At 44.9% G+C, this 24,124-nt stretch carries 19 protein-coding genes; 18 read left to right on the forward strand and 1 reads right to left on the reverse strand.

Annotated elements, in window-relative coordinates:
* Positions 1-7 precede the first annotated feature (7 nt).
* On the forward strand, positions 8-1,762 hold the full coding sequence (locus tag AC3WTJ_RS17280) for a copper amine oxidase N-terminal domain-containing protein (protein WP_492522830.1): 1,755 nt from the start codon (positions 8-10) through the stop codon (positions 1,760-1,762).
* 119 nt (positions 1,763-1,881) lie between these two features.
* On the opposite strand, the gene AC3WTJ_RS17285 is transcribed toward AC3WTJ_RS17280, so the two are convergent.
* Positions 1,882-2,445, reverse strand: coding sequence for a hypothetical protein (locus AC3WTJ_RS17285; protein ID WP_492522831.1), 564 nt, complete (start codon positions 2,443-2,445; stop codon positions 1,882-1,884).
* Positions 2,446-2,661: 216 nt separating this feature from the next.
* Between AC3WTJ_RS17285 and AC3WTJ_RS17290 the strand changes: the two genes are divergently transcribed.
* The 17 genes from AC3WTJ_RS17290 to AC3WTJ_RS17370 all read left to right on the forward strand — a co-directional run bounded on the left by AC3WTJ_RS17290 (position 2,662) and on the right by AC3WTJ_RS17370 (position 24,112).
* Complete coding sequence (locus tag AC3WTJ_RS17290) at positions 2,662-4,800, forward strand: sensor histidine kinase (RefSeq protein WP_492522832.1); 2,139 nt, start codon at positions 2,662-2,664, stop codon at positions 4,798-4,800.
* A complete protein-coding gene (locus AC3WTJ_RS17295) occupies positions 4,797-5,450 on the forward strand; it encodes a response regulator (protein WP_492522833.1) in 654 nt (217 codons plus the stop codon). The genes AC3WTJ_RS17290 and AC3WTJ_RS17295 overlap by 4 nt, the downstream gene beginning before the upstream one ends.
* Before the next feature lie 426 nt (positions 5,451-5,876).
* A complete protein-coding gene (locus tag AC3WTJ_RS17300) occupies positions 5,877-6,698 on the forward strand; it encodes an SDR family oxidoreductase (protein WP_492522834.1) in 822 nt (273 codons plus the stop codon).
* 203 nt (positions 6,699-6,901) lie between these two features.
* Positions 6,902-7,459, forward strand: coding sequence for a GNAT family N-acetyltransferase (locus AC3WTJ_RS17305; protein ID WP_492522835.1), 558 nt, complete (start codon positions 6,902-6,904; stop codon positions 7,457-7,459).
* 37 nt (positions 7,460-7,496) lie between these two features.
* Positions 7,497-7,844, forward strand: a complete 348-nt coding sequence (locus AC3WTJ_RS17310; protein WP_492522836.1) for a YrdB family protein — start codon at positions 7,497-7,499, stop codon at positions 7,842-7,844.
* A gap of 2 nt (positions 7,845-7,846) precedes the next feature.
* Positions 7,847-8,539: a GNAT family N-acetyltransferase gene (locus tag AC3WTJ_RS17315; RefSeq protein ID WP_492522837.1), complete on the forward strand. Its 693-nt coding sequence runs from the start codon at positions 7,847-7,849 to the stop codon at positions 8,537-8,539.
* 109 nt (positions 8,540-8,648) lie between these two features.
* Positions 8,649-10,412 carry a glycoside hydrolase family 2 protein gene (locus AC3WTJ_RS17320; protein WP_492522838.1) on the forward strand — a complete coding sequence of 588 codons (1,764 nt, stop codon included), beginning with the start codon at positions 8,649-8,651 and terminating at the stop codon, positions 10,410-10,412.
* A 161-nt stretch (positions 10,413-10,573) separates the two neighbouring features.
* Positions 10,574-11,806, forward strand: coding sequence for a mandelate racemase/muconate lactonizing enzyme family protein (locus AC3WTJ_RS17325; protein ID WP_492522839.1), 1,233 nt, complete (start codon positions 10,574-10,576; stop codon positions 11,804-11,806).
* Positions 11,807-11,865: 59 nt separating this feature from the next.
* The gene (locus tag AC3WTJ_RS17330) at positions 11,866-13,242 is read left to right on the forward strand and encodes an ABC transporter substrate-binding protein (RefSeq protein WP_492522840.1); all 1,377 of its coding nucleotides are present in this window, start codon (positions 11,866-11,868) and stop codon (positions 13,240-13,242) included.
* A gap of 58 nt (positions 13,243-13,300) precedes the next feature.
* Positions 13,301-15,109: a sensor histidine kinase gene (locus tag AC3WTJ_RS17335; protein ID WP_492522841.1), complete on the forward strand. Its 1,809-nt coding sequence runs from the start codon at positions 13,301-13,303 to the stop codon at positions 15,107-15,109.
* Positions 15,106-16,416, forward strand: a complete 1,311-nt coding sequence (locus AC3WTJ_RS17340; RefSeq protein WP_492522842.1) for a response regulator — start codon at positions 15,106-15,108, stop codon at positions 16,414-16,416. Before AC3WTJ_RS17335 ends, AC3WTJ_RS17340 begins: the two co-directional genes overlap by 4 nt.
* Before the next feature lie 248 nt (positions 16,417-16,664).
* A complete protein-coding gene (locus AC3WTJ_RS17345; RefSeq protein ID WP_492522843.1) occupies positions 16,665-18,044 on the forward strand; it encodes an ABC transporter substrate-binding protein in 1,380 nt (459 codons plus the stop codon).
* A gap of 22 nt (positions 18,045-18,066) precedes the next feature.
* Complete coding sequence (locus AC3WTJ_RS17350; protein WP_492522844.1) at positions 18,067-19,008, forward strand: carbohydrate ABC transporter permease; 942 nt, start codon at positions 18,067-18,069, stop codon at positions 19,006-19,008.
* An 18-nt stretch (positions 19,009-19,026) separates the two neighbouring features.
* Complete coding sequence (locus tag AC3WTJ_RS17355; RefSeq protein WP_492522845.1) at positions 19,027-19,857, forward strand: carbohydrate ABC transporter permease; 831 nt, start codon at positions 19,027-19,029, stop codon at positions 19,855-19,857.
* 40 nt (positions 19,858-19,897) lie between these two features.
* Entirely contained in the window at positions 19,898-22,549 is a 2,652-nt protein-coding gene (locus AC3WTJ_RS17360) for a hypothetical protein (protein WP_492522846.1), read from the forward strand.
* 91 nt (positions 22,550-22,640) lie between these two features.
* Positions 22,641-23,699 (forward strand): amidohydrolase family protein, encoded by a 1,059-nt coding sequence (locus tag AC3WTJ_RS17365; RefSeq protein WP_407867417.1) that lies wholly within the window; start codon positions 22,641-22,643, stop codon positions 23,697-23,699.
* 17 nt (positions 23,700-23,716) lie between these two features.
* Positions 23,717-24,112, forward strand: coding sequence for a Rieske (2Fe-2S) protein (locus tag AC3WTJ_RS17370; protein WP_492522847.1), 396 nt, complete (start codon positions 23,717-23,719; stop codon positions 24,110-24,112).
* Positions 24,113-24,124 lie beyond the last annotated feature (12 nt).

Genomic DNA, 24,124 nt, shown 5'->3' on the forward strand with positions numbered 1-24,124 from the left:
GGAATCTATGACATTGAAGTTCAACAAACGTAAACAAACCTCAGCCATTACATTTTTATTGGCGGGGTGTTTGGGGTTCGGCAGTATTGCCGGTGCTTTTGGCGAGACGCCCCCTGCAAGCGTGCAAATCAAGGAGTTTAGCTTGCTAGATACGTCATCTGACATCGTAGGTGCAGCTGATTTTACACCTGAGGGCAACAAGGACGGTCACTTCAAGCTACGGCTAAGTCTAGCTCAGAATACGGTTATCAATTCCGTCGTATTACGTTCCACGGATGCTTATGGTAAGGATAACTACCAAGGGGTATGGAGAACCAACCATGTAACAACGGGGTGGCTCCTCGGCATTGTGCAAGATAAAACGGTTACATCGTCAAGTGGTACATCACATGAAAGCATCATCATTAACCAAGGGTTTCGAAAGGATGTGAAAGAGCCTGTCGGTGAATTTGAGGGAGAGCTTAACTTAGACCTCTACGCCAGCGATAACGGCACGATCAAGGAAACGCAATATTATGTCTTAGAAATTTTAACTCCTCAAGGGACCGTAGTTTCCAAACCGATAAAGTATAAAAGTCCGATGACAACAGGGGAGAGCACGGGCTCTTCAAGCCCGCCACCGCAACCTATACCAACACCTCAGACCCCAACCCCTGTTCCAACTTCGGATAATCCGCTAATTCATGTGCTTTTTAATGGTCAAGAGCTTCAGTTCGATCAAGTCAGTCCCGTACTGAAAGATGGTTCAACACTTGTACCGTTCCGTAAATTATTTGAAACGCTGGGTTTCGAGGTTCAGTGGAAGGAGACTGACGGGTCCCAGAAAGCGATCGGAATTAAAGATGGACTCAAGATTGAATTGACAATTAACAGTACCACCGCAATTGTGAATGGTAAAAACGTGAGCTTGGATGTCCCTGCCCAAATCCTGAATGGGAGCACCTTAGTCCCACTTCGCTTTGTAGCGGAAAACAGCGGATACAAGGTGTCGTACTCCAGAAATGGTAACGAGATGACAGTTCGAATTGATGCAGCTGATGAAGTTCCAAACACACCATCACCAACCCCTTCTCCTTCTCCTGCTCCAATCCCGGATCCGGTAATAGAGGTGGCTGAGCCGTATGTCGTTAAAGGTTATGTGCGGGATGCAAAAGGCCAGCCTCTCCCTGATATTGTTGTTTTCGCCGATAACACAATGCTTTACGACAGCAATATTCTTGGCGTTACCGATGAATCGGGACACTATCGGATCGAGCTGCCTCTGATAGCTACATCATGGCATATGGGCGCTGATATAACGAAATCATTTAACGAAATGGATTACACCTTCCATTTAAACGTTGATAAGGATCTACCGTTTTCGGGAAGCACTGGAGCCGTCCGCAATTTTACTTGGAGCAAATTTGAAGGAATGATTTATATATATCCGAATTTTACGTCATCGGACGATTCACTGCCGGAGTTCGATATGAGCGATCTGGAAATCACGCTGACTCCCGCCGGCCCACTGCTCGATGGTAGTGCCGGTCGTACGATAACGAAACGCGGAGGTCCGATTTCAAATGGAGCGGGCATTGATCAAATACCGATTGGCCGTTACAAGGCTACCGCCAGATGGGTGCCAGAGGGGCATGCGCCAATTTCCTTACAGATTAGTGACTCAACCGGCAAATATGCAGCTACTGTCGAATTTGAATTCGGTCCTCCTGTAGGCGTATCTACAACTAATTATCTCGCAGAACTTAACGTTAAAATACCTTAAATCGACATTCAAACAACAAGCGATTAGACTGCCGAATGGCAGTCTTTTTGCCTGCTGTATATTTAAACCTTCCTATACGAAAAAAAACCGACCTTACGGCCGGAGTTCCTTGCTGCAACTTATGCGGTTAATTCTTTTGAATTTTTTACCTTCGTGAAAAAATTTCCCGTCCATATCATATAGCCCATTCCCACATACACCAAGCCCCAGAAGAAGGCAAACCATTTCTCAAGCCCCGGCATACCGAACGATATGAGCATGAGAATAAACAAAATAATCGTCCACCGTGGAAATACTTTACCTCTAAAAGTAACAATCATTAAAATAATAGTTCCAAGCAGCATCCCCATACCGGAGACAGCTCCGGTGAGATCAACGAACAGCTGCCCTTTTTTCGCATAATCGCCGTATGCAAACAAACCGTAAAAATTAGAGGCAACAAGCAAATTGCCAATCATGATAAGCAGTGTAGAAATGAAGCCCAATACGCCGGTCTCCTTCGACTGTGCCATATATAGCGCAATAGAACTGATCGCCATCAGGATACAAGCGATAAACCCGCATATCACTTCCGGCGAACTGTCATCTCCCCAGATGAGCGACGATGGTGTCATTCCTATTCGAACGATTCCAGCTAAGAAACAGATAAATCCAAGCGATTTCACAACTTTGTCTAGAGTCATTTTGAATAACCTCCAATATTTATTGACTTCCATGTTACTAATTGTACCAACGGATAGTTCCTGTCAACGAGAGTATCCCCTACCTAGTGAAGACAGGAAGATTTATGGGTAGATCCGGGAAGCAATCCGCAAGTCATATACAGATTCAGGGGCAGCAGTTATAATTTTCATATAGCTTTCATTGGCTAATTAGGAGGAGAGATGAGGCTCTTAAGAATGAAACTGAGTAGTCAAATGGAGTGGCTATTGCAGGTGCTTATGATTGCAATCAGCTCAATTATGGTTATTTTCTTCATAAGCAGTATTTCAGGTTATTATGAAACGCTGCGCGATCAATGCATCTTGCAGTCATGCGGTTCATCGGCTCCAGTTCCGCCGACCACGCTTGAGACACTGAATCAGCACAGTTTAACGGTTGATTCGTATGCGGCGGCTTTAGTCGCGATTGACAGCGGGCTTGCATTTTTTTTCTATACGGGTGCCGGTATCATCCTCTGGAAGAGCAAGCGAGAGAAGATGGGAAAGCTTGCCATGCTCGCGCTCGTTGCGTATGGGACTACGTTTCCCTCGCTCGTCTATATTGCTTCTGAAGGGAGCAAGACATTTCAGAGATGGCCGGATGGCATCAGTACAATTGGTTGGATAACGCTATTTTTGTTTTTTTTATTATTTCCGAGCGGAAAGCTAACGCCCTATTGGACACTCTTTGTTTGGATCCCGTTTAGCTTGGTACAGATTTCGAGCTTTTTACTTCCGGAAACCGTTATAGATTTGCAACAATGGTCCCCAACAGCGAGGATTTTGTATTATTTATCTGCCATCGGCAGTATGATTTATTCGCAAATTTATCGATATAGGAAGGTTTCTAATGCCGAGCAGAAGCAGCAGACAAAATGGGTTGTCTACGGCGTTACCATTTCGTTTCTTGGTTTTTTTGGAATAGGTGCCTTTTTTGTTGCTGATGCGGCGTTCAGTCCGGTCTCTTATATTTATTTGACGATCGCTTTACATGTTTTTGTGTCTATCATTCCCTTGACGCTTGCATTTGCTACCCTTCGCCATCGCTTATGGGATATCGATCCGCTCGTTAATCGGACCATTGTCTATGGTGTCTTGTCCCTTGCCATTGTGATCGTTTATTCTGCCTCTGTTCTATATTTAAGCAGTGTGTTCCGAACGGATAAAAGCTATATTATCTCCCTGATCGCAACTTCCATCGTCGCTATTCTTTTCGCACCGCTTAAGCAATGGCTTCAGCGTATCGTGAATCGCTTGATGAAAGGCAGGCACGATGATCCGTTTGCTGTGCTTGTCGAATTGGGAGATAGTCTGATAAAACCGATGGCGCCAGAAAAGGTGCTAGATGCCGTCGCTCGAACCATTCAAGATGCGCTTCGCCTTCCCCATGTTAGTATCTCGATTGGAATAAACGGTCAGGAAACGATGGTGATATCCATCGGTGAAAAGAAATATGAGTTGCATGCTTTTCCTCTTATTCACAGCGGTGAAGAGCTCGGTACGCTCTGGTTGTCGAGTCGTTCGCCAGGAGAGGCGTTCAGCTCGGAAGATAGCAGGTTGTTGGATGTACTGCTTCGTCAAGCTGTGCCAATCGCTAAAAACATAAAAATGACCGCTGGTATGAAGCTACTGGCCAAAGATTTGCAGGAATCGCGCGAACGTCTGGTGCTTGCTCGTGAGGAGGAGAGAAGGCAAATCCGTAGAAATCTTCACGATGAGCTTGCTCCGCGCTTGATGTCGCTGGCGTTTAACGTAGCGGCTGCGGAGCAGTATATTCGCAAAAGTCCGGATACCGCTATCGAACTGCTGGGAGAGTTAAGGCAGGTCATCCGTACGACGGTTAACGATATCCGTACAATGGTACACGATTTGCGTCCACCAACGTTGGATGAATTCGGCCTGCTTGGCTCAATTGAGGCACGAATTGACGAAATCTTGAAGACGTCCGCTCAAATGGCAGCTACACGGAATCATGACGTAATTCGTGTGAAACTACACGTGCTGGAAGAGCTTCCAATTTTACCGGCAGCGGTGGAGGTAGCGGTGTATCGCATCGTAACAGAGTCTTTAGTTAACGTCATAAGGCATGCGGAGGCAACAATTTGCGATGTACATATACGGTTGACTGCGGCGCAAGAGCTGCAAGTTGAAGTTATCGATAACGGGAAGGGCATTCCAATTCCTATAAAGCCAACCATAAATGGAGGCATCGGGCTAACCTCAATTCGCGAGAGAGCGGGAGAAATTGGCGGTCATTGCCTATTTGAAAGATTGGAAGCAGGCGGTACGCGTGTAATGGCGCTGCTGCCGCTATTGCGTGGGGAGGAAATAAAGTGAGAATTTTGCTCGCAGACGATCATCCGCTATTTCGCGGAGGCGTGCGCAACTTAATTGGTACTACAGAAGATCTACATGTCATAGGGGAAGCATCGAACGGGGAAGAAGCGGTGCAGTTGGCTCTCTCCTTATCACCTGACGTCATTGTTATGGACATTCGAATGCCGGGTATTAATGGGATTGAAGCGACGAGAATGATTAGGGAGAAGCAGCCTGAACAAAAAATACTCATCGTAACGATGTTAAAAGACGACAAGTCCGTTTTTATGGCCATGCAAATGGGAGCACGAGGTTATGTACTTAAAGATGCGGGGGAGATGGAGCTGCTGCAGTCCATTCGAATTGTGGGTGGAGGTGGTGCTGTATTCAGCTCAGACATCGCTTCACGCATGATGCATTATTTTACGATGCCGAAGCCATCACAGCCGTTAAATCCGGCGCTTTCCGAACTGACGGGCCGAGAGACGGAGGTGCTTGAGCTGATCGCGGACGGATACTCCAATGGACAGATTGCAAGCCGCTTACAATTGAGCGCGAAAACGGTCGCCAACCATGTCACCAATATACTAAACAAGCTTCAAGTTCAAGACCGTCACGAAGCTAAAAAGGTGCTGAGGAACTTTCATGATGCATCGGATTTTGAAAGGTAATGTTGTTTAAGGCTACCGTATCAGGAAAGACCTTGTCATTACGACAGGGTCTTTTTTGTGTCAAGCCTGAAGTCTCCTACTTAGAAGGTATTGTGTCCATAATGATGTGTAATTTAAACTAATAATTTTTATTATTTTGGACTGTGTAGTCTGTAATTAACGTTTTTCTGATTTCTCCCCATAAATCAGCTGAATATAAGGGAATGCATTAACAAGAATTCCCGGTGTGTGCAAATCCAATAATGGATTGACAGCAGTTGTGTCTTAAGATAAGATTAGAATGAACATTCGATCTAAGGAAGAGCGTAGGTGGTTATGAGGCCTCCCATTGCCTTTTCATTTATTGATTGAACGTTCGATACAAAATTGGTCATCAATGACTGAAAAAAATCATTTGTACAAATAATATTTGGAGGAGATTCAATTATGAATAAGAAGACTATTTTTATTACAGGAACAAGCTCAGGATTGGGAAAACTGACGGCGATTCATTTTGCGAAGCTTGGTTGGAATGTGGCCGCGACGATGCGTACGCCAGAGAAGGAAACTGAGCTTACCGCATACGATAATATTAAAATCTTTAAGTTGGACGTTACGAATGTGGACCAAGTCAATTCTGCAGTTAACGATGCGATAGCAACCTTCGGAAAAATCGACGTTGTAGTTAACAATGCGGGGATGGGGTCGTATGGGGCGCTTGAATTAGCCGAAGAGAGCACCATCGATTGGCAGTTTGCCGTGAATGTTCGCGGCCCGATTAACGTTATTCGTAAATTCCTGCCTCATTTCAGAGAGGTTGGCGGCGGGATGTTTATCAATATTAGTTCTTTCATGGGTGTAACTACGGCAGTACCGCTAGGTTCACTGTACAATATGTCCAAGTTTGCTTTGGAAGGTTTGACGGAAGGTCTTTATTACGAGCTTAAGCAGCTTAACATCGAACTTCGTCTTATCGAGCAAGGCGGTTCTAAGGGAAATAATTTCGTGCATAGCGTCATTTGGAATAAAAACGAAAACATCGATGCTTATAATGATTTAGAAAATAAAGTAGGCCATATGATGGCAAGTAGGCCTGAAGATCAACTCGATGATCCGCAAACGATAGTGGATGCTATTGCTGCTCAAGCAACCGGGGAAAGCAATCAATTCCGTACGCTGGTTGGTGATGCAGGGAAAGGCTTGATGGCCCTTCGCAACTCCGTTCCAATCGAGCAATATTTGGAGACGATTGCCTCGAACTATAAATAAGTCAAAACATAAATATTAGTTTATCCAGTAAGGTTCTTGTCAAAAGCAAAATGACAAGAACCTTATCTTATTTTTGGCGGATTGTGGGGTACTCTTTTGTTTCTTTATGCATGGGAATTTATGGATTTATAGAGTTTCAAATGATAAATTTATAATACTTGATAAATTTACGCTGAATACTTGAATCATGGAAGGAGAAATACATGTCTCAATTCCCTGTATTAGAAACAGAGAGGTTCGTACTCAGACAGATTAAACTCGATGATTCTAAAGAAATATTTCAATACTTCTCTATGAATGAAGTTACGAAATTCTATGATTTGGAGAGTTTTGTGAAAATTGAACAAGCCGAAGAATTAATTCGCAGATGGAATCAGCGATTTGAAAATAATCAAGGAATTCGTTGGGGAATTACTTTGCGCTCCGAAAAAAAAGTAATTGGAACATGTGGTTTTCATGCGTGGGCGAAAAATCATCATAAAATTGAACTTGGATATGAATTATCACCTGAATATTGGAAACATGGAATTATGACCGAGGTGGTTCCGAAAATAATAGAATTTGGACTTCACAAACTTCAATTAAACAGAATTGATGCATTTGTTGAACCAGAGAATATGAGATCAAGAAAAGTACTTGAGAAAATTGGGTTTAGAGAGGAAGGGATTCTGAAGGAACATTTTTATTGGAGGAATCGGTTTGTTGATACTGTCATATATGCGTTGCTTAAGAGAGAATATGAGGGTGAATTGCGAACTTGAGTGTAATTGAAAAGATATTTATAAAGGAGTACCAATCATGTTTGTAGCTTTCAATCTAGTAATCCGTTTCTTGCTGGAACTGTTCCTTCTCGGTTCTTTGGGTGTCTGGGGATATCATCTTGGAGGTGGAACTTTTGCGAGATTTATCCTTACGGGTGGGCTTCCATTAGCAGCCGCATTCATATGGGGACTATTTATTTCTCCAAAAGCCAGGTTCTCTCTACCAACACCCTTAATTGTCTTCATCGAATTTTTACTTGTCGGAGCTGCAGCCTATGGATTAATTTGGTCAGGCTATTTTATCACCGCCGTAATCTACGCAGTGGCTCATATTGGTAATAGGCTTCTGCTGAGCATTTTCGTTGATAAGAGAAAGGAAGGGTAACGATGAGTATGATCCAAAAAGAAATGATGTTCATCGTACAATCACAGCTTGCCATTGATTTAAATTGCTCAATCGATGACCTGAACGGTGAGAAGGACAGCATTATTTTTGTAGAAGCCAAAGAAAATCCTGGACGCAGGCCATTTCCGCGGAAAGCACGTTATTTCGAAATCCTATCAATGGGAAAGCCAATTGTAGTCTCAGCTACACCGGAACGGTTGCTCATTGCCAAAGAACAGATGCAGGGCAAAAGCAGGGATGCCGTATTTTCCTTACCGTTTATCAGAGGTTTGTACTTGCATTTTCTGCCTGATGTAAAAAGAATAAAGCCTATATCACCACCGGATTTTTTCTCATTTGAATTGATGAAGCGAGAAGAGGTGATCCGTTTATTTGATGTTACAAGATTTAATGAAGCTATCATATATGATTCGAATCTTCCTTGGCAGACAGATCTGGCTATGCTTGCAAAAAAAGATGGGGAAATTGTCGGCGTGGCAGGGGCAAGTAAAACCTGTTCAAAACTATGGCAAATTGGTATTGAAGTATTACCCGATTATCGTAACTTGGGATTGGCTAGTTATCTTGTAAACAGATTGACTTTTGAAATATTGGAACGGGGAGAGGTACCGAGTTATGAAAACGCTGTTTCAATAACCAGCCACTCCTTTATTCGTAACCTATTAGTTAACTAATAAACTTATTATTGACAATGTGCTAGCAATTTAGCATAATGTGACCAATGGTTCTTTTAAATATTATTTAGTTAATTAATAAGTTAACCTAAAGGAGAGTTGCCAGAAAATGACCAGCACGCATAAGTATGTTAAAAATTACCCGCGCCCACAATGGATTCGCGACGAATGGCAATTGTTAAATGGAGAATGGAACTTCCGCTTTGATGATTCGTTCGAAGGAGAGCGTAACAACTGGTACAGCGATCTCCATGCGGATCGCACCATTCAAGTTCCTTTTACATATGAGACTAAGGCAAGCGGAATCGGCGAGGAGAAGTTCCATCCGTGCGTTTGGTACGAACGGATCGTAGCAATTCCGGAAGAAACGAAAGATAAGCGAGTAATACTTCATTTTCAAGCCGTGGACTATTTAACTAAGCTGTGGGTGAATGGCGTTTATATCGGCTCGCATGAGGGGGGATATTCCGCGTTTTCATTTGATATTACGGATGCTGTGGAGCAAGGCAGTAATAACCGCATTTCCGTCCGGATTGAGGATGGAAACAGTACGATGCAGCCGCGCGGCAAGCAGCGTTGGACTGACAAGAACTATGGCTGCTGGTATGTGCAGACGACAGGCATCTGGCAGTCTGTATGGCTGGAATACGTCGATGCTTACTATGTAAGCCATGCGAAAATTACGCCGAAGCTGGAGGAAGCGTCCGTTTCGTTCGAATACGAGCTGGGAAGCACCGTTCGAACTTTCGATGGATTATCGCTCCAGACGATTATTCGTTACAATGGTAAGCTGATTCGCTCGACCGAAACGAATGTAGATAGGAAGTTCGTGAAGGTGGATTTAAACGTCATGAACGATGTCGGTGAATGGAAGGTCTACGCTTGGCATCCGAATCATCCGAATTTGTACGATGTGGAAGTTGTTCTGAAGAAGGACGGCCAACCGGTTGACACGGTCTACACCTATTTCGGCATGCGCCGCATTCAGATTAAGGGCAATAAGGTACTACTTAATAATCATCCGTATTATCAACGTCTGCTGCTCGACCAAGGGTATTGGGAAGATACTCATTTGACGCCACCATCTGAAGAAGCTCTTATTGAAGATATCGAGAAAACTTTAGCCCTCGGATTTAACGGTGTTCGTAAGCATCAGAAGCTGGAAGATCCCAGGTTCTTATACTGGGCGGACCGCAAAGGGCTTTTGGTATGGTCGGAATTCGGATCCACGTATGAGTTTGGAGATGATGCGGTACATCGGTTCACGAAGGAATGGATCGAAGTTGTGCGCCAGCATTACAATCATCCGAGCATTGTCACATGGGTTCCGTTCAATGAATCGTGGGGAGTTTCGAGCATTTCTACGGACCGGAAGCAGCAGCAGTTTACGGAATCGATCTATCATTTGACCAAATCGTATGACCAAATGCGTCCTGTTATTGTGAATGACGGTTGGGAGCACACGGTTTCGGATATTATAACGCTGCATGACTACGAGGAGCTAGGCTCAGTATTCGAAGATCGGTATAAGGATCAAGAAGTATTGCTTAGCAATAAAGTACCGCATGACAAACATCGATATCCTTTTGCTAATGGATACAGCTATAAGGGGCAGCCGGTGATTATCAGTGAATATGGCGGCATCGCATTCAAGAGTGAGGAAGGTTGGGGCTACGGCAACCAAGTCAAGAATGAAGAAGAGTTTTTGGCGCGTTATGAAAGTATTACCCAGGCTATCAAAAACTTGGATTACGTTAGCGGCTTCTGTTACACACAGCTGACCGATGTGCAGCAAGAGGTGAATGGGTTATTAACGATTCAGCGTGAACCCAAGATTGAGATGGAAAAAATCAAAAAAATCAACTTGAAGTAGAAGTTGTAATATTCTGAAGAAGATCTGCTACGTTTTGTAAGCAGGCTTCTTTTTTTATTTCCCAATGATGATTCCAATTAACTATTGACAATACAGTTCAATTTGATAAACTTGGTTCAAAATGACGAACAAATTTGAAGGATAAACGGAGGCGCTTTCATATGAGATTAGAAGCTGAATCGACCATTCAGGAAGTCAGAATCATCGAAATAGCCGATCATAACCTGCAAAATGAGCATAGGTACGTGGAAATTGTTTGCTATGGAGGATTAACGGGGCATGCCGGACCGTTGGACGGGCAATATCAGTTTCTTGCCGTCAAAAATAGGCTTCATGTTTTTAACAAATTTCTTGCGAAACGCGATATTTTTGATCCCGAAATTGAGTTTGCATCCCTATGGGAGGCTGTCTATCCGGAATATCCACTTTCATCGTATGAGGATGGAAAAGATCCGTTAAACGGTGACAATATCTGGCGTTCGCACCGTACATCGAGACATTCCGCAACAGGGGAAATCATTACGGCATTCAGCGCAATCGATATTGCCATTTGGGATTTGCGGGGAAAGGCGAGTGCCAAACCTGTACATCAGCTACTGCATGGCGGACGCACCGAACTTGAGGCTTACGTCAGCTGCATGGGCAGCAAAACACCGCAAGAAGCGGTGGAAAAGGCGACCAATTGGTATGACAAAGGTTTCAAACGCCATAAATGCTTCCTTCCCCACAGACCAGTTGAAGCTGCAGGAGTCAGGAACAATCTTCACATTATGGAAACGCTTCATCAAACGTTGCCGCAGGATGCGCAGGTGATGTATGACCTGAGCCGTTTAAGCGATCAACTGGACGATTCATCCACCAGGAGCCAAAGGCTGAATTGGGTTAATGAGATGGTCAAAGAAATGCAGAACTACCGCCCGGTTTGGATCGAAGAGCCTGTTTCTCCAGATGACATTGAGGGATACATGATGATCAAACAAGCCAATCCAGCGGCATTGCTGGCTGGCGGAGAGCATCTTTATACGCGTTGGAGCTTGAAACCATATCTGGATAAAGGACTGCTGGATTATGTGCAATGTGATCCGGAATGGTGCGGCGGCATCTCCGAAGCGATCGCGATCTGCAAAATGGTTGAAACCTCTTACCCGAATGTCCGTGTAGTACCGCACGGTCATATGATTTTGGCAGCGTCGCAAATTATAGCAGCGCAGTCTGAGGCCTTATCTCCGTTTACGGAATATTTATATCAGGTCATTCCCGATCGAAATCGTTATTTTACCTATGCACCGGAACCTGTGAACGGGATTTTGACTGTACCGCAAGATCCCGGAGTAGGGCCGGCGCTTGACGATTCTAAATATCAAATCATTCGAATCTATAAGGATGAAGAATAAAAGCAGCGGCCGATAAAGTTGTACGTAGCATTTTTAGAAATGGAAGGGAGTTTATGACCATGAACCTTAAACCAGTCATGATTCTGGCAGCAAGTGTTCTGACAATGTTCCTTTTCGAAACCGCATGCTCCTCGGACGAGCAGCTGGCTGACAAGCAGGATACGTCAGCTGCTCGCCAAAAGGTTAAAATAGATATTTGGCATTGGACAGCAGAGCCTGGAATGAAACCGGCATTTGATGCGTTTAATAAGTCACAGGCCAATATTGAAGCTATCTTCCATCAGTTTCCAAGCACCTCGAACATTCCATCCCAAATTAATTCTTTTCTGATTTCCGGCGAATCCATTGATGTCACTGCCCAGTTCAGCCCGGATGACCTCAGGGAGAGGGTGAAAAATAATTTGTATTTACCTCTCGACGAATTTCTAGCAGAAAACCATATCGATTATGAACAAACCTTCGGCAAAGCTATAAACGATTTAACCAAGATCAATGGGCATTATTATAGTGTTCCTTACGGGGTCAATAAATTTGCCGTGTTTTATAATAAACAATTGTTCGATGAAGCGCATGTTCCTTACCCTAAAGCGGATTGGACGTGGCAGGATTTCATGAAAACAGCCAAGCTTTTAACGAAAGGAGAGGGTGCGGATAAAATATATGGTTCCGTCATCTATCCGCTCGACAATAACATCGGCTGGAGTACGCTAGCTATTCAAACACTTGGCTTAAACGGTATGTATAAAAACGATCAAGAAACGAATTTCGATCATCCCAGTTACAAGCAAAGTCTTCAGTTATTTATCGATATGCAAAATAGAGATCAATCCATTATGCCACTCACCGAATTTCCGGGGCAAAAGCTGGACATAGGGACGAATCGGACGAGTTTATTTTTCAAAGGGAAGTTCGCGATGTTTATTGAGCCTATTTATAATATTTGGAGAAGTCGTCTTCCGGAATATAGACATGATTTCCAAATGGGGGTCGTGCAGATGCCAAGAATTGATGCTAATGCTCCTACGGTTTCCCCAATCACCTTTAGTGACATGAGTATTCCGAGAAGCAGCAAGCATCCGAAGGAAGCATTTGCGTTCATTCAATTTTATTGTTTGACGCGCCCTGATGAAACGGTGGCTCCGAAAGGAATGATGCCTGCGGCTGCACTCTCTGACCCCCAAGTCATCCAATCGGTCAATCAGTTAATTTATAGTGCGCCCGGGGTTGATGAGCAAGAAGCCAAGCAAGTGTTCGAAGATCCGAATACGCGTTATGTGACTCCGGAGACAACCATTACTGTCGCCAAGAAAGAGATATTGCAGGTGGTCAGTAAAGATGTCACCAAGGCATTTCTCGGAGAATGGAGTGTCGATGAGGCATTAAAGGATATGAAACAGAGATCCGACGCATGGATTGCTTCCAAAAATCAGCAGTAAAATTAGCCTTTTATGAATGCGCTCTCAGATCTTATTGCGCAGAAATTCGGTGATTCGCATGAAATCAATAGATTGGCTAGGGATAAAAAGCAGCATCCATCGTAAAATTTTTATCTCTTTTATGTTAGTTATGTTATTGCCGACGACGTTAATTAGTGTAAGTACCTATTATTTCTCCATCGATTTGCTGAAGCGCAAAGTCAGCGAGTCCTTTCTGGATAATCTTGCTTACAACAAGAACATCATCGGTATGGAGTTTAAGCAATTCGAACAAATCGCTGATTATATTCCCTATAATTCGGATATTCAAAAGGTGCTTTCTCCCGGTTTCAAATCGCCTTCCATACAGGGCTATTATGATCTGCAAAGCGCGCAGCAATCGCTCAATAATTTTACTATGCAGGCATTTGCTGTTTCCAATGTGGCCTCTATCCAGATTTTTGGCGATAACGGCATCATTCTTTTTACCGGAGCTTCAAGCGATATTTATCCGGACGATAAGAAGTTCAAGGAGAAGATCTGGTACCAGCAAGCGGTTCAGACAGATCAGCCCCAGTTTAGATTCGGTACGTTGAACGAAGAGTCTGACGGACCGGCTGGATCAGGGAATATGTACAGTCCTTCCATGATCAAGACCTTTCGCAATAGCGCCACATTAGAGAAGCTTGGCGTAATTTACATTAAAATCAGAAGAGATTTGTTCGACAACTTGTTTGAAGACAGCAATATGAAGAAAGCCGGGAAATTTGTAATCCTTGATGATAACGGGCAAGTCGTGTACCATCCCGACAAAAGTATGCTGCTGAAGGCGTTTCCAGGCGTGGATAAATTGAGAGAGCAGCAGGGAGACCACGGTTCATTTATTACCCGGGACGGTCAATTAATGGTGTATTACCACATTGAACGCTACGGTTGGTGGTTAACAGACAGCATCCCTCTCAGCGAGCTTCTGAAAGACAATAAAATTATTTTTAATATTACGATTGCCGTTGTATTGATTTGTTTCGTACTTTCAGGAATTATTTGGTATTTCGTGGCGTCCGGCATTGTCCACCCGATCAAGAAGCTGGCATTTGTCATGCGAAGCGTGAAAGAAGACGGATTGGCCGTTAAATCCGAATATACGGGCAAGGACGAAATTGGCCTGTTAAGTTCGAGTTTTAATTATATGATTGAGAAAATTCAAGAGCTGATTTCCAGGATGGTTGAGGAGCAAGCCAAGAAAAAGGATATGGAGTACCAATCGCTGCAAGCCCAAATTAACCCCCATTTTCTATATAACACGCTTAATTCCATCCGCTGGATGGCAATGATTCAAAAGGCGGACAACATTAAAGAGATGGTGGAGGCGCTGGGCAGGCTGCTCGCGAATAGCACCAGCAAAAGCGAAGCCATGATTACAATTGAAGAGGAACTGGCGATCGTCAAGGATTACATCAAAATCCAAGAGGTCAAATACTCGGATAAGTTTCGCGTTGATTTTGACATCGATCCGAAACTGCTTAAGGTCAAATGCGTGAAATTTATTTTACAGCCATTTATAGAAAACGCAATTTTCCATGGGATAGAGCCAAAAAGCGGTACCGGCTGTATTCGTATTCAGTTGCAGCTGAGTGGCCATGTGGCGGAAATAACCGTTTATGACGACGGAGTGGGGATGGATGTAGAGCAAATCATGTGTGAGGGACACGACAAGGGTAACGGTAAACGCTTCAATGGCATCGGGATTAAGAATGTTGACGAACGGCTGCGATTGACATATGGGGAAACATACGGTGTAACCATCCAAAGTGTAAAAGAGCAATTTACGTCCGTAAAGATCCGATTTCCTGTGGATGCAGATTTCGAGGCAGGAGGACTCCAATGATCAGTGTGATGATTGCAGATGACGAAACGTTGGCTAGAGTTGGATTGAAAACAATGATTCCCTGGGAGAAATACGGGTTTCATTTAGTGGCGGAGGCTGAGAATGGCAAAGTAGCCATGGATTTAGCCCTGCAATTAAAGCCGGATATTATCATCACCGATATCAAGATGCCGCTATTAAATGGAGTTGAGCTTATCTCTGCTTTACGTGAGCAGTTAAAGGATACGAAATTTATCGTTCTGAGCTCTTACGGCGACTTTGATTATGTGAAAGAAGCGATGCAGATCGGTGCCGAGGACTACATATTGAAGCTGGAAATGGAACCGGAACCTTTTGCCGAGCTGCTTAACAAAGTTAAAGGGAAGATTGAAGCCGAGCGAAGCAGGCATAAGGAGGAGCGCGCAGATGAATGGAACAAAAGGCGGAACTTACCTGCGTTACGGGAAAAATTGTTCCAGAATCTGTTATTCAGCTACTATATCAATGAAGATGAGATCCAAGAGCAATTCAATTATCTGGATATCAAGCTGCATGCCGAAAATCTGATATGTTTGTTAGTTCGAGTGGAGAACAGGGAGCTATATGAAAAATACGGTGTAGACGACAGGTATGTGCTAACCTATGGCGTCACGAATATGATTGAAGAGATTTTGCAAAATTATCCTCCAGCTTACGTCACCTCAACCAATTCCATGGAGTTTGCCATTATTCATTCAATTAAGGCCGATTCAGAGACTGAACCGAAATCTGCTGCCGAGAAATTAGCCGTTCATGTGGAAAGCGCTTTAAAAACGTGTTTTAACTTCAAATGCCGAATTGGAATTAGCGAATCATGCAGCCGCCTTGGAAAACTGAAGTCAGCCTATCGCGAGGCAAGATCAGCGCTTGATCAAGGCTTTTCGGAGCTGAAGCGTACCATTCATCATTATCAGCGGCACTTAGATACCGGCCATACGGTTAGCTTTGAAGAGGAGTTTAAACCAATCGATGACGGGAGAAGTATCGTAGCCCGCGCCAAAAAATATATGTTGAAACATTACGATGAGGATATCTCCTTAAAGACAGTTTCCCAGTATCATAACATTTCCCCGAATTACTTGAGCTCTCTGTTCAAAAGAACAACGAATGAAAACTTTATTGATTTTCTCATTCATGTTCGGATTGAGCAAGCTCAGTATTTGCTTAAAAACAGCAGTAGCAAGATCTATGAAATCGGTATAAAAGTCGGCTATCCGGATGCCTATTATTTCAGTAAAATTTTCAAAAAAGTGACGGGTTTAACGCCTCAGGAATATAGAAATTGTTAGAAGTGAAACAGCCCCTTGCGGGTTGTTTTTTTATAATGAATGCATGTCATGCGTTAAATAAAACAATGGATCGTGAATAAAGACAATATCCGGAATTTGCTTAATAGTCACCTTTGGATTCAGCTTAACTGGACGGCCAATTTAGTAATATAAAACAATGGATGCCTTTAGATATTACATTTCAACATGCTTTTCGGCTTTCTATAATGAAGACATGAACACATAACTTTACGAATAGGGGAGTGAGCATGTTGAGAAATTCAGCTTTTAGAAGAGTGAAGCGTTATTTGGTACCTCTGATGCTTATCGGAAGCACGATTGCAGCAATGGGTTGCCAAAGTCAAAGTGCGGGCACGGCCGCCAAGTCAGCCGATGCAGCGCCGGGTCAGACTGTGCTAAATGTCTACAGCTGGACGGTTGAGGATAGCATGAAGCCATTTTTCGAAGCTTTTGAGAAGAAATATCCGAATATCAAAGTGAAATATACGAAAATGGCGGATTCCAATCCGACGACGGCGAATTCGCTGCTGACCTCAGGCGAAGCCATCGACGTTATCCCGCAAGCCTCGGTAGATGATATGCGTGTCAGGGCCACAAGCGGGATGTACGAGCCTTTGGATGAGTACCTGAAAAAAGACAAAATGGACTACAAGCAAATTTTCGGAGATTCCATTAATGAATTGGAAACGGTGAATGGCAATCATTATGCACTTCCATACAGTATGGCGACCTACGGTCTTTACTACAATAAAGCCATGTTTGATAAAGCAGGTGTACCGTATCCAACCGACGACTGGACATGGGACGATCTCAGGGCGGCAGCGCTCAAATTGACTTCAGGCAGCGGAGCTAATAAAATCTATGGCTTTTTACCGGACTACACAGGCCAATGGGCTTTCCCCGCTATTCAGCAGCTTGGTCTCAACTATGTCTATAAAAATAACGGACAGGAATCGAATTGGGACAATCCTGCCTTCTTGAACGCCTTGCAATTTTTTTACGATATGGAAATGAAAGATAAATCAGCGTGGCCGATTTCGGAATACAAGGCGCTCAAAATCGATACCAATCCGCATACCATTTTTATGCAGGGGAAAGCTGCGATGTACATTCAGCCATCATTCATTGTCAAGTACAGCTCGCAGGAGTCCTATGGCTTTACCAATTTTGAGTACGGCGTTGTCAATCTGCCCAAAGTGAAGAAAGAAGACAGCTTGAGCAATGTATATTATATAAGCGATTTCAGCATTCCAGCGAGTGCACCTAATAAAGAAGCAGCCTGGACGTTCCTCAAGTTTTACTGCTTGGAAGCACCGGAAATTTTCGCTCAATCCAAAGCGATGACGCCTGCCAATCTTTCATCTATGGATGCTTCCGTCAATGAGAAGGTAGGTAAAATCATTTTCGATTACCCGCATTTTGATCAGCCAACAGGTATGAAAACATTTATTACGAATAAGATGAAGCTCACGCCATATTTGACGACGATCACAACGGCAAAAGCTGAAATGATGGATATGGTAAAATCGGAAATTACTTCGTGTTTAATGGGCAATCAAACTCCAGCGGAGACCATAGCCAAATTGAAAAAGCAGTCCGACGATTTGATTAAAAAAGCAGGAAAATAGGAGATGTGCGGAGGAATGCTAGATGGAACTGGCAAAGAAGAACTCACTCATAGCACCTAAACGCAAAAAGAAGATTCGTAAGGATATCCTGCATGAAAATATAGCGGGATGGTTGTTTCTTTCCCTTAATTTAATCGGGTACATTATTTTCAAATTAATTCCGATTATCCTTTCGCTGATTTTCAGCTTGTGTGATTGGAACTTGGTATCCGGTTTAAAAGGAATTAAATTTGTCGGATTAAAAAATTATATCAATTTGTTGACGGACGACGTATTCATTAAGTCCTTGGTAAATACCATTGTTTATGCAGCTATTACGGTTCCGTGTTCTGTGTTTCTTGCCTTGATTCTTGCAGTAGTACTAAACGATAAAATCTTCTTTAAAAGCTTAGTCCGTTTAGGATTTTATTTACCCAATATTGCTTCCATGGTTGCGATTTCCGTGGTGTGGAGTATTTTGTACATGCCCACCTTCGGTCCAATCAATCAGTTCTTGATTTCAATTGGGATCGAACACCCCCCGGGCTGGCTGTCTTCATCCCAATGGGCGCTGATCTCGATTATCATCATGAGCGTTTGGCAAGCCGTTGGGTACAATGCCGTTATTTTGCTGGCTGGACTGCAGAGTGTCCCTGGAACATTGTACGAATCGGCGGAAATCGACGGAGCCGGCCCGCTGCGCAAATTTTTTCAGATTACGATTCCCATGCTGTCGCCAACTTTGTTTTTCGTAACAGTGATCTCCATTATAGGTTCGTTTCAGGTGTTCACGCAGGTGAACGTCATGACGCAGGGAGGGCCAGGCACTTCGACGTCAGTGCTGGTCTACTATATTTATAAAGCTGCCTTTACGTACAATAAGATTGGATACGCCAACGCGATTGGATGGGTATTGTTCATCTTGGTCTTCATTTTTACGACGCTACAGTGGAAATTTTCCAATAAAGACTCGCATGTAAACTAGAAGGAGAGGAGGATCCAGATGAGTGCGAGGTCTTTTAAATTAACGCAAAAAACGGTTTTAACCGTAGTTATGCTCTTACTATCGCTCCTATCCGTCATGCCTTTCTTCTGGATGTTATCGGCATCCTTCAAGCCAACTGCGGAAGTATTTGAATTTCCGATCCGATGGATCCCGAAAACGTTTATTTGGGATAACTATGTAACCGTATGGTTCGCTCGTTTTCAAACCTATTTTTTAAACTCGGTTAAGGTTTCCGTGGTCAGTGTCATCGGAGAGGTGATTACAAGCGCACTAGCGGGGTATGCTTTTGCGAAAATCAAGTTTAAAGGCAGAGAGCCTGCTTTCGTGATGTATATCGCCACCCTGATGTTTCCACACCAGATGTTATTGGTTCCAAGATTCGTTTTGTATCGTTTGATGGGCTTGTACAACAGCTTGTGGGCATTAATGCTTCCCGGCATTTTCAGTGCTTTCGGTACCTTCTTATTTCGACAGTTTTTCACCACGATACCAGATGAATTGATGGAAGCGGCTAAATTAGATGGCTGCAATCATTTTAAAACGTTTACAAAAATCATACTCCCGTTATCTATGCCGGTTGTTTCCACGCTTGTTATTTTTTCGTTCGTCGGTTCGTGGAACAATTACGAAAATGCGTTGGTTTTTTTAAGCAACAAGGATAAGTTCACCATTCCGCTTGGCCTGCTGCAGTTTCAAACCGAGGAGCAGACGAATTACGGCGCCATCATGGCGGCATCCGTCTTGTCGCTGCTGCCGATCTTTGTTATCTTTTTGAGCCTGCAAAAATATTTTATTGAAGGAATTGCTACGGCAGGTTTAAAGGGATAAACAACTATAGCTATATATACCGAATTGGAGGAGATTGTCCGTGTCACAAGCAAATCAATCGAATAAGTTGCCTGACATCATTATTGTACAAGATCATCAAACAGCGCTAAATTCAGAGCCTTCCGTCCAGTGGGCGAAGCAAACCTTGATTGGCACGCTGGAAAGTCGCGGAATGGTTGTTGCACTTGAACAGTTGAGTGCCGAGCAATCTGCCAAGGTGCAAATTATTATTTCCGGTAACGATTCCCCGGCAGCCGTCGCTGCGGGAAAGGATCTAGGCGTTGCTTTACCGGAGGAAGCGGAATCGCTTGCAATTCTTGCCACACAAGGAAAAATCGTACTCACCGCACCTGATGGACGTGGGCTTGTATACGCGCTCCTTGAACTGACGGATCGTATACAGCACGCTTCCGGAGATATAACTGGGGAATTGCTAGACGTTAGAACGCTCATCGACAAGCCGGCCAACGAGATTCGGAGCGTCACTCGCTTATTCGCTTGCGAACCGGAAGATAAGCCTTGGTTTTATGATAGGTCATTTTGGGATGAGTATTTGACAGAACTGGCGACACAGCGGTTCAACCGGTTCACCCTGTCTTTAGGAATGGGGTACGATTACGGCCACGATCTGAATGTACGGGATAACTACTTTTGCTTTGCATACCCGTTTTTGTTTGATGTGCCGGACTACGAAGTAAAAGTGCTTGAACTGTCGGAAGAGGAGAGAAGGCTAAATTTCGAAACGCTTCATTACATCGGTCAGGAAACCAAACGGCGGGGGATGCATTTTCAGCTTGGACTTTGGAATCACTCCTACATGTTTACGGAAAGTCCGAATATGGACTATACGATTGCCGGTATTGACGATAAGAATCATGCTTCCTATTGCCGTGATGCGATCAGCCAGCTGCTGAACGAGTTTACGGAGATCGACGGCTTAACATTCCGTGTGCATTATGAAGGCGGTATTCCAGAGCCTGCTTATGAATTTTGGCGCGTTGCGCTGGCAGGAACGAAGGACATCGGTCGCAGGGTAGAAATCGATATGCATGCGAAGGGCATTAATGACGAGTTGATTCAGATTGCGCTTGACACCCGTCAGCCGATATTTATTTCGCCGAAATATTGGGCGGAGCATATGGGACCAAGCTACCATCAGGCGGCAATCCGGGATAACGAATTCTCTCTGCCGAAAAACCAGACGATGGATATGCAGGCGATTACTGCATGGTCGCGCCGGTTTACACGGTACGGATATGCCGATTACTTGCAGGATGATCGCAAAATAGGCATTTTATTCCGGTTGTGGCCCGGAACGCAGAAACTTCTCATGTGGGGAGACCCCGCGTTGGCAGCAGGCTATGGACGGCATTCCCATTTCAGCGGGACGCAAGGTATCGAGCTGTGCGAGCCGCTGACCTTTAAGGGACGCAAAGGTTCGGGTACGGACGGCGGAAGGGAGCCTTATCTCGCCGAAGCGCTGAAACTGCCGAACCGCGATTGGCAGAAATATAAATATACGTACCGGCTGTGGGGACGGCTGCTCTATAACCCGGAAGCGACTCCTGACGTATGGCGCAGATATTTGCGCTACGAATTCGGTGAGGCGGCAGACAGTTATGAATCGGCGCTTGCACATGCAAGCCGCATCCTGCCTTTGGTAACTGCAGCCTACTGTCCTTCCGCTGCAAACTTTGTTTATTGGCCAGAAATGCATACCAACCAGCCGATTGCCGATTCCGAATTGCCGTCGCCGTTTGGCTTCGATACGCCAAAGCCGGGAACTTTCGGGGCAGCTAGCCCTCTGGACACTGCCTTATTTTATCGAATCGATGATTTTGCCGACGATATTATTCAAGGTTTCCGTCACGGTAAGTATTCTCCGCTTGAAACAGCGGATCGTCTGGAGTCCATGGCGACATCGGCCGCTCAACATTTGTCAAAAGCCGAAGAGCTGGCCGTAGATACACAAGCTGCGAATTTTCAGCGGTTTGTAACGGATACCCGAATGTTGGTCCATATCGGCCAGTTCTTCGCGAATAAGTTCCGGGCGGCGTTAAGCTATGCTTTGTCCGAACGGACCGGGGATACGGTTGAGCTGGAAAGAGCGTTGGATTTCTATAAGTTGGCCAAAGAGCATTGGGTCAAGGTCATTGAGATTTCGCAGGATACATATAAGGCGGATATCGCATTTGGCAATTCAGGGGCGGTTAGAGGTCACTGGGCGGATCGGCTGCCAGCAATCGAAGCGGATATGCAAGCTATGGAAAGCCAACTGCAGACAGCCCGAACAGACGCCAGCCGGACGGTAGATACCGGAAAACTGCAGGCAGCCATGAAAGTGCTGACCGCTTCTCCTGTGGACCGCAGGCAGCTTTTCGAGCATGAGGCGCCGTCGCATTTCACCAAAGGTGAGAAGCTTGATCTACAGCTCGAGCTGCCTGGCGCATCCGATGGCCTGAAAGTGGTGCTGCACTATCGGCACGCCAACCAAAGCGAGCATTACGTTGTCACCGAAATGAGTCGGGACGGTGCGAGCTTTGCTGCCGAAATTCCGGCAGCGTACACCATGTCGCCTTTCGGCATCCTGTACTTCTTTGAGGTTGTTGAAAGCGACAGCGGAGCCCGGCTATATCCTGGTTTGAACGAGGACATTTCGAATCAGCCTTATTATTTCGTCCAAAGCCGCTAATTCATGTTTCCAAGCTTCGCAGCAGGAAGGTGCTGCGAAGCTTTCCATCACAATCCATGCGCCACTTTAACGCATAATGGGAGGGATTCAGGTGAGTTCAAAGCAAACGACTGGAAAAAACGGCATTATTGATTGCGATGTCCACGTCTACCTTAAATCCAGGGAAGAGCTGAACAAATATTTGCCTCAGCCCTGGCGAGACTGGTATCGTCCGTTGAACCGAGCTTACGGCAACATTCAGGGAAATCGTGTGGATGCCAAGCCGCCAAACGGTGGTGGGGCGGGAACCGATCCCGATTTTTTGCGGGAGCAATTGATCAACGAATACGGAATCGATTACGCGATTCTGTTGCCCCGCGCGATGCTGAACAATTTGCCGGATCCCGATATGGCTTCCGCAGTAGCCGCTGCCTATAACGATTGGCTTGCCGATACATGGCTGGATAAATATAATCATGACGGCGTGTTCAAAGGCTCACTGTATATCGCTACCCAAGACCCTATCGGAGCGGCCAAAGAAATAGAGCGATGGGCCGGCCATCCTCATTTTGTGCAGGTGATGACCGATTCCGGTGCAACAGCGCCCTTCGGTCAGCGGCAGTATCATCCAATTTATGAAGCCTGTGAAAAATATGGTTTTCCTCTGGCGATTCATCCTGGTACGGATGGGATGGGCATTAACCATCAGCCCACACCAGGTCATCCTACCCGCTACATTGAGTTTCATACGTGCTTGTCGCTTGCCTTCCAGGCACATCTGGTCAGTTTTCTGACCGAAGGGGTTTTCGTGAAGTATCCTAAATTCAAAATTGCGCTTGTCGAGGGTGGCGTTTCCTGGCTTGCGCCTTTAATGTGGCGGTTGGATGCGGAATATAAGGGACTCCGCTATGAAGTGCCTTGGCTTGAAAAGCGGCCGAGCGAATTTTTGCGAGACCACGTGCGTATTACGAGCCAGCCAATCGAGCGGCCAGATGACGACAAATATTTGTTGACGATGTTGGAAGCGATGGATGCCGAACATCTTCTCATGTTTGCCAGCGACTACCCGCATTGGGACTTCGACTCGCCGAGAAGAGCGTTTCCGAAGCTTCCGGCCGAGCTTCATCGGCGAATCTTTTATGAGAATGCGAAGGAGTTTTACAACCTTTAAACAGGAGGCTGCTGAACATGGAGCGATTCGTAGTATGTAAAACGGCCGAAATGCAGCCGGGAGAGCGGAAAATCGTTCAAGTTGGCGGAAGGTCTATTGGCGTATTTAACGCAAACGGGGAGTATTACGCCTTGCGCAACAGCTGTCCGCATCAAGGAGCGCCTTTGTGTGTGGGCAGATTGACGGGGACGACGCTGCCGTCAATGCCTGGCAGCCACCGATACGGTAGGGAAGGCGAAATACTGGCCTGCCCTTGGCACGGATGGGAGTTTGATGTCACGACGGGCAAATCGCTATTCAATCCCCATCAGTGCTTGGTCAAAAAATACGATGTGGCTGTAGAGCCGTTAGAAGATAGTCTTGAAACCTTCCCGGTTTCTGTAGAAGAGGAACATGTTGTTCTGTATGCCTAAAAAGGAGGAGGA

Source organism: Paenibacillus sp. FW101-FHT12H11, from assembly GCF_058790355.1.

What these genes read in the sequence shown, in the direction of transcription:
- AC3WTJ_RS17280 (WP_492522830.1), top strand. Translation starts at nt 8, where the DNA reads ATGACATTGAAGTTCAACAAACGTAAACAAACCTCAGCCATTACATTT.
- AC3WTJ_RS17285 (WP_492522831.1), bottom strand. Translation starts at nt 2,445, where the DNA reads ATGACTCTAGACAAAGTTGTGAAATCGCTTGGATTTATCTGTTTCTTA.
- AC3WTJ_RS17290 (WP_492522832.1), top strand. Translation starts at nt 2,662, where the DNA reads ATGAAACTGAGTAGTCAAATGGAGTGGCTATTGCAGGTGCTTATGATT.
- AC3WTJ_RS17300 (WP_492522834.1), top strand. Translation starts at nt 5,877, where the DNA reads ATGAATAAGAAGACTATTTTTATTACAGGAACAAGCTCAGGATTGGGA.
- AC3WTJ_RS17305 (WP_492522835.1), top strand. Translation starts at nt 6,902, where the DNA reads ATGTCTCAATTCCCTGTATTAGAAACAGAGAGGTTCGTACTCAGACAG.
- AC3WTJ_RS17310 (WP_492522836.1), top strand. Translation starts at nt 7,497, where the DNA reads ATGTTTGTAGCTTTCAATCTAGTAATCCGTTTCTTGCTGGAACTGTTC.
- AC3WTJ_RS17315 (WP_492522837.1), top strand. Translation starts at nt 7,847, where the DNA reads ATGAGTATGATCCAAAAAGAAATGATGTTCATCGTACAATCACAGCTT.
- AC3WTJ_RS17320 (WP_492522838.1), top strand. Translation starts at nt 8,649, where the DNA reads ATGACCAGCACGCATAAGTATGTTAAAAATTACCCGCGCCCACAATGG.
- AC3WTJ_RS17325 (WP_492522839.1), top strand. Translation starts at nt 10,574, where the DNA reads ATGAGATTAGAAGCTGAATCGACCATTCAGGAAGTCAGAATCATCGAA.
- AC3WTJ_RS17330 (WP_492522840.1), top strand. Translation starts at nt 11,866, where the DNA reads ATGAACCTTAAACCAGTCATGATTCTGGCAGCAAGTGTTCTGACAATG.
- AC3WTJ_RS17335 (WP_492522841.1), top strand. Translation starts at nt 13,301, where the DNA reads ATGAAATCAATAGATTGGCTAGGGATAAAAAGCAGCATCCATCGTAAA.
- AC3WTJ_RS17340 (WP_492522842.1), top strand. Translation starts at nt 15,106, where the DNA reads ATGATCAGTGTGATGATTGCAGATGACGAAACGTTGGCTAGAGTTGGA.
- AC3WTJ_RS17345 (WP_492522843.1), top strand. Translation starts at nt 16,665, where the DNA reads ATGTTGAGAAATTCAGCTTTTAGAAGAGTGAAGCGTTATTTGGTACCT.
- AC3WTJ_RS17350 (WP_492522844.1), top strand. Translation starts at nt 18,067, where the DNA reads ATGGAACTGGCAAAGAAGAACTCACTCATAGCACCTAAACGCAAAAAG.
- AC3WTJ_RS17355 (WP_492522845.1), top strand. Translation starts at nt 19,027, where the DNA reads ATGAGTGCGAGGTCTTTTAAATTAACGCAAAAAACGGTTTTAACCGTA.
- AC3WTJ_RS17370 (WP_492522847.1), top strand. Translation starts at nt 23,717, where the DNA reads ATGGAGCGATTCGTAGTATGTAAAACGGCCGAAATGCAGCCGGGAGAG.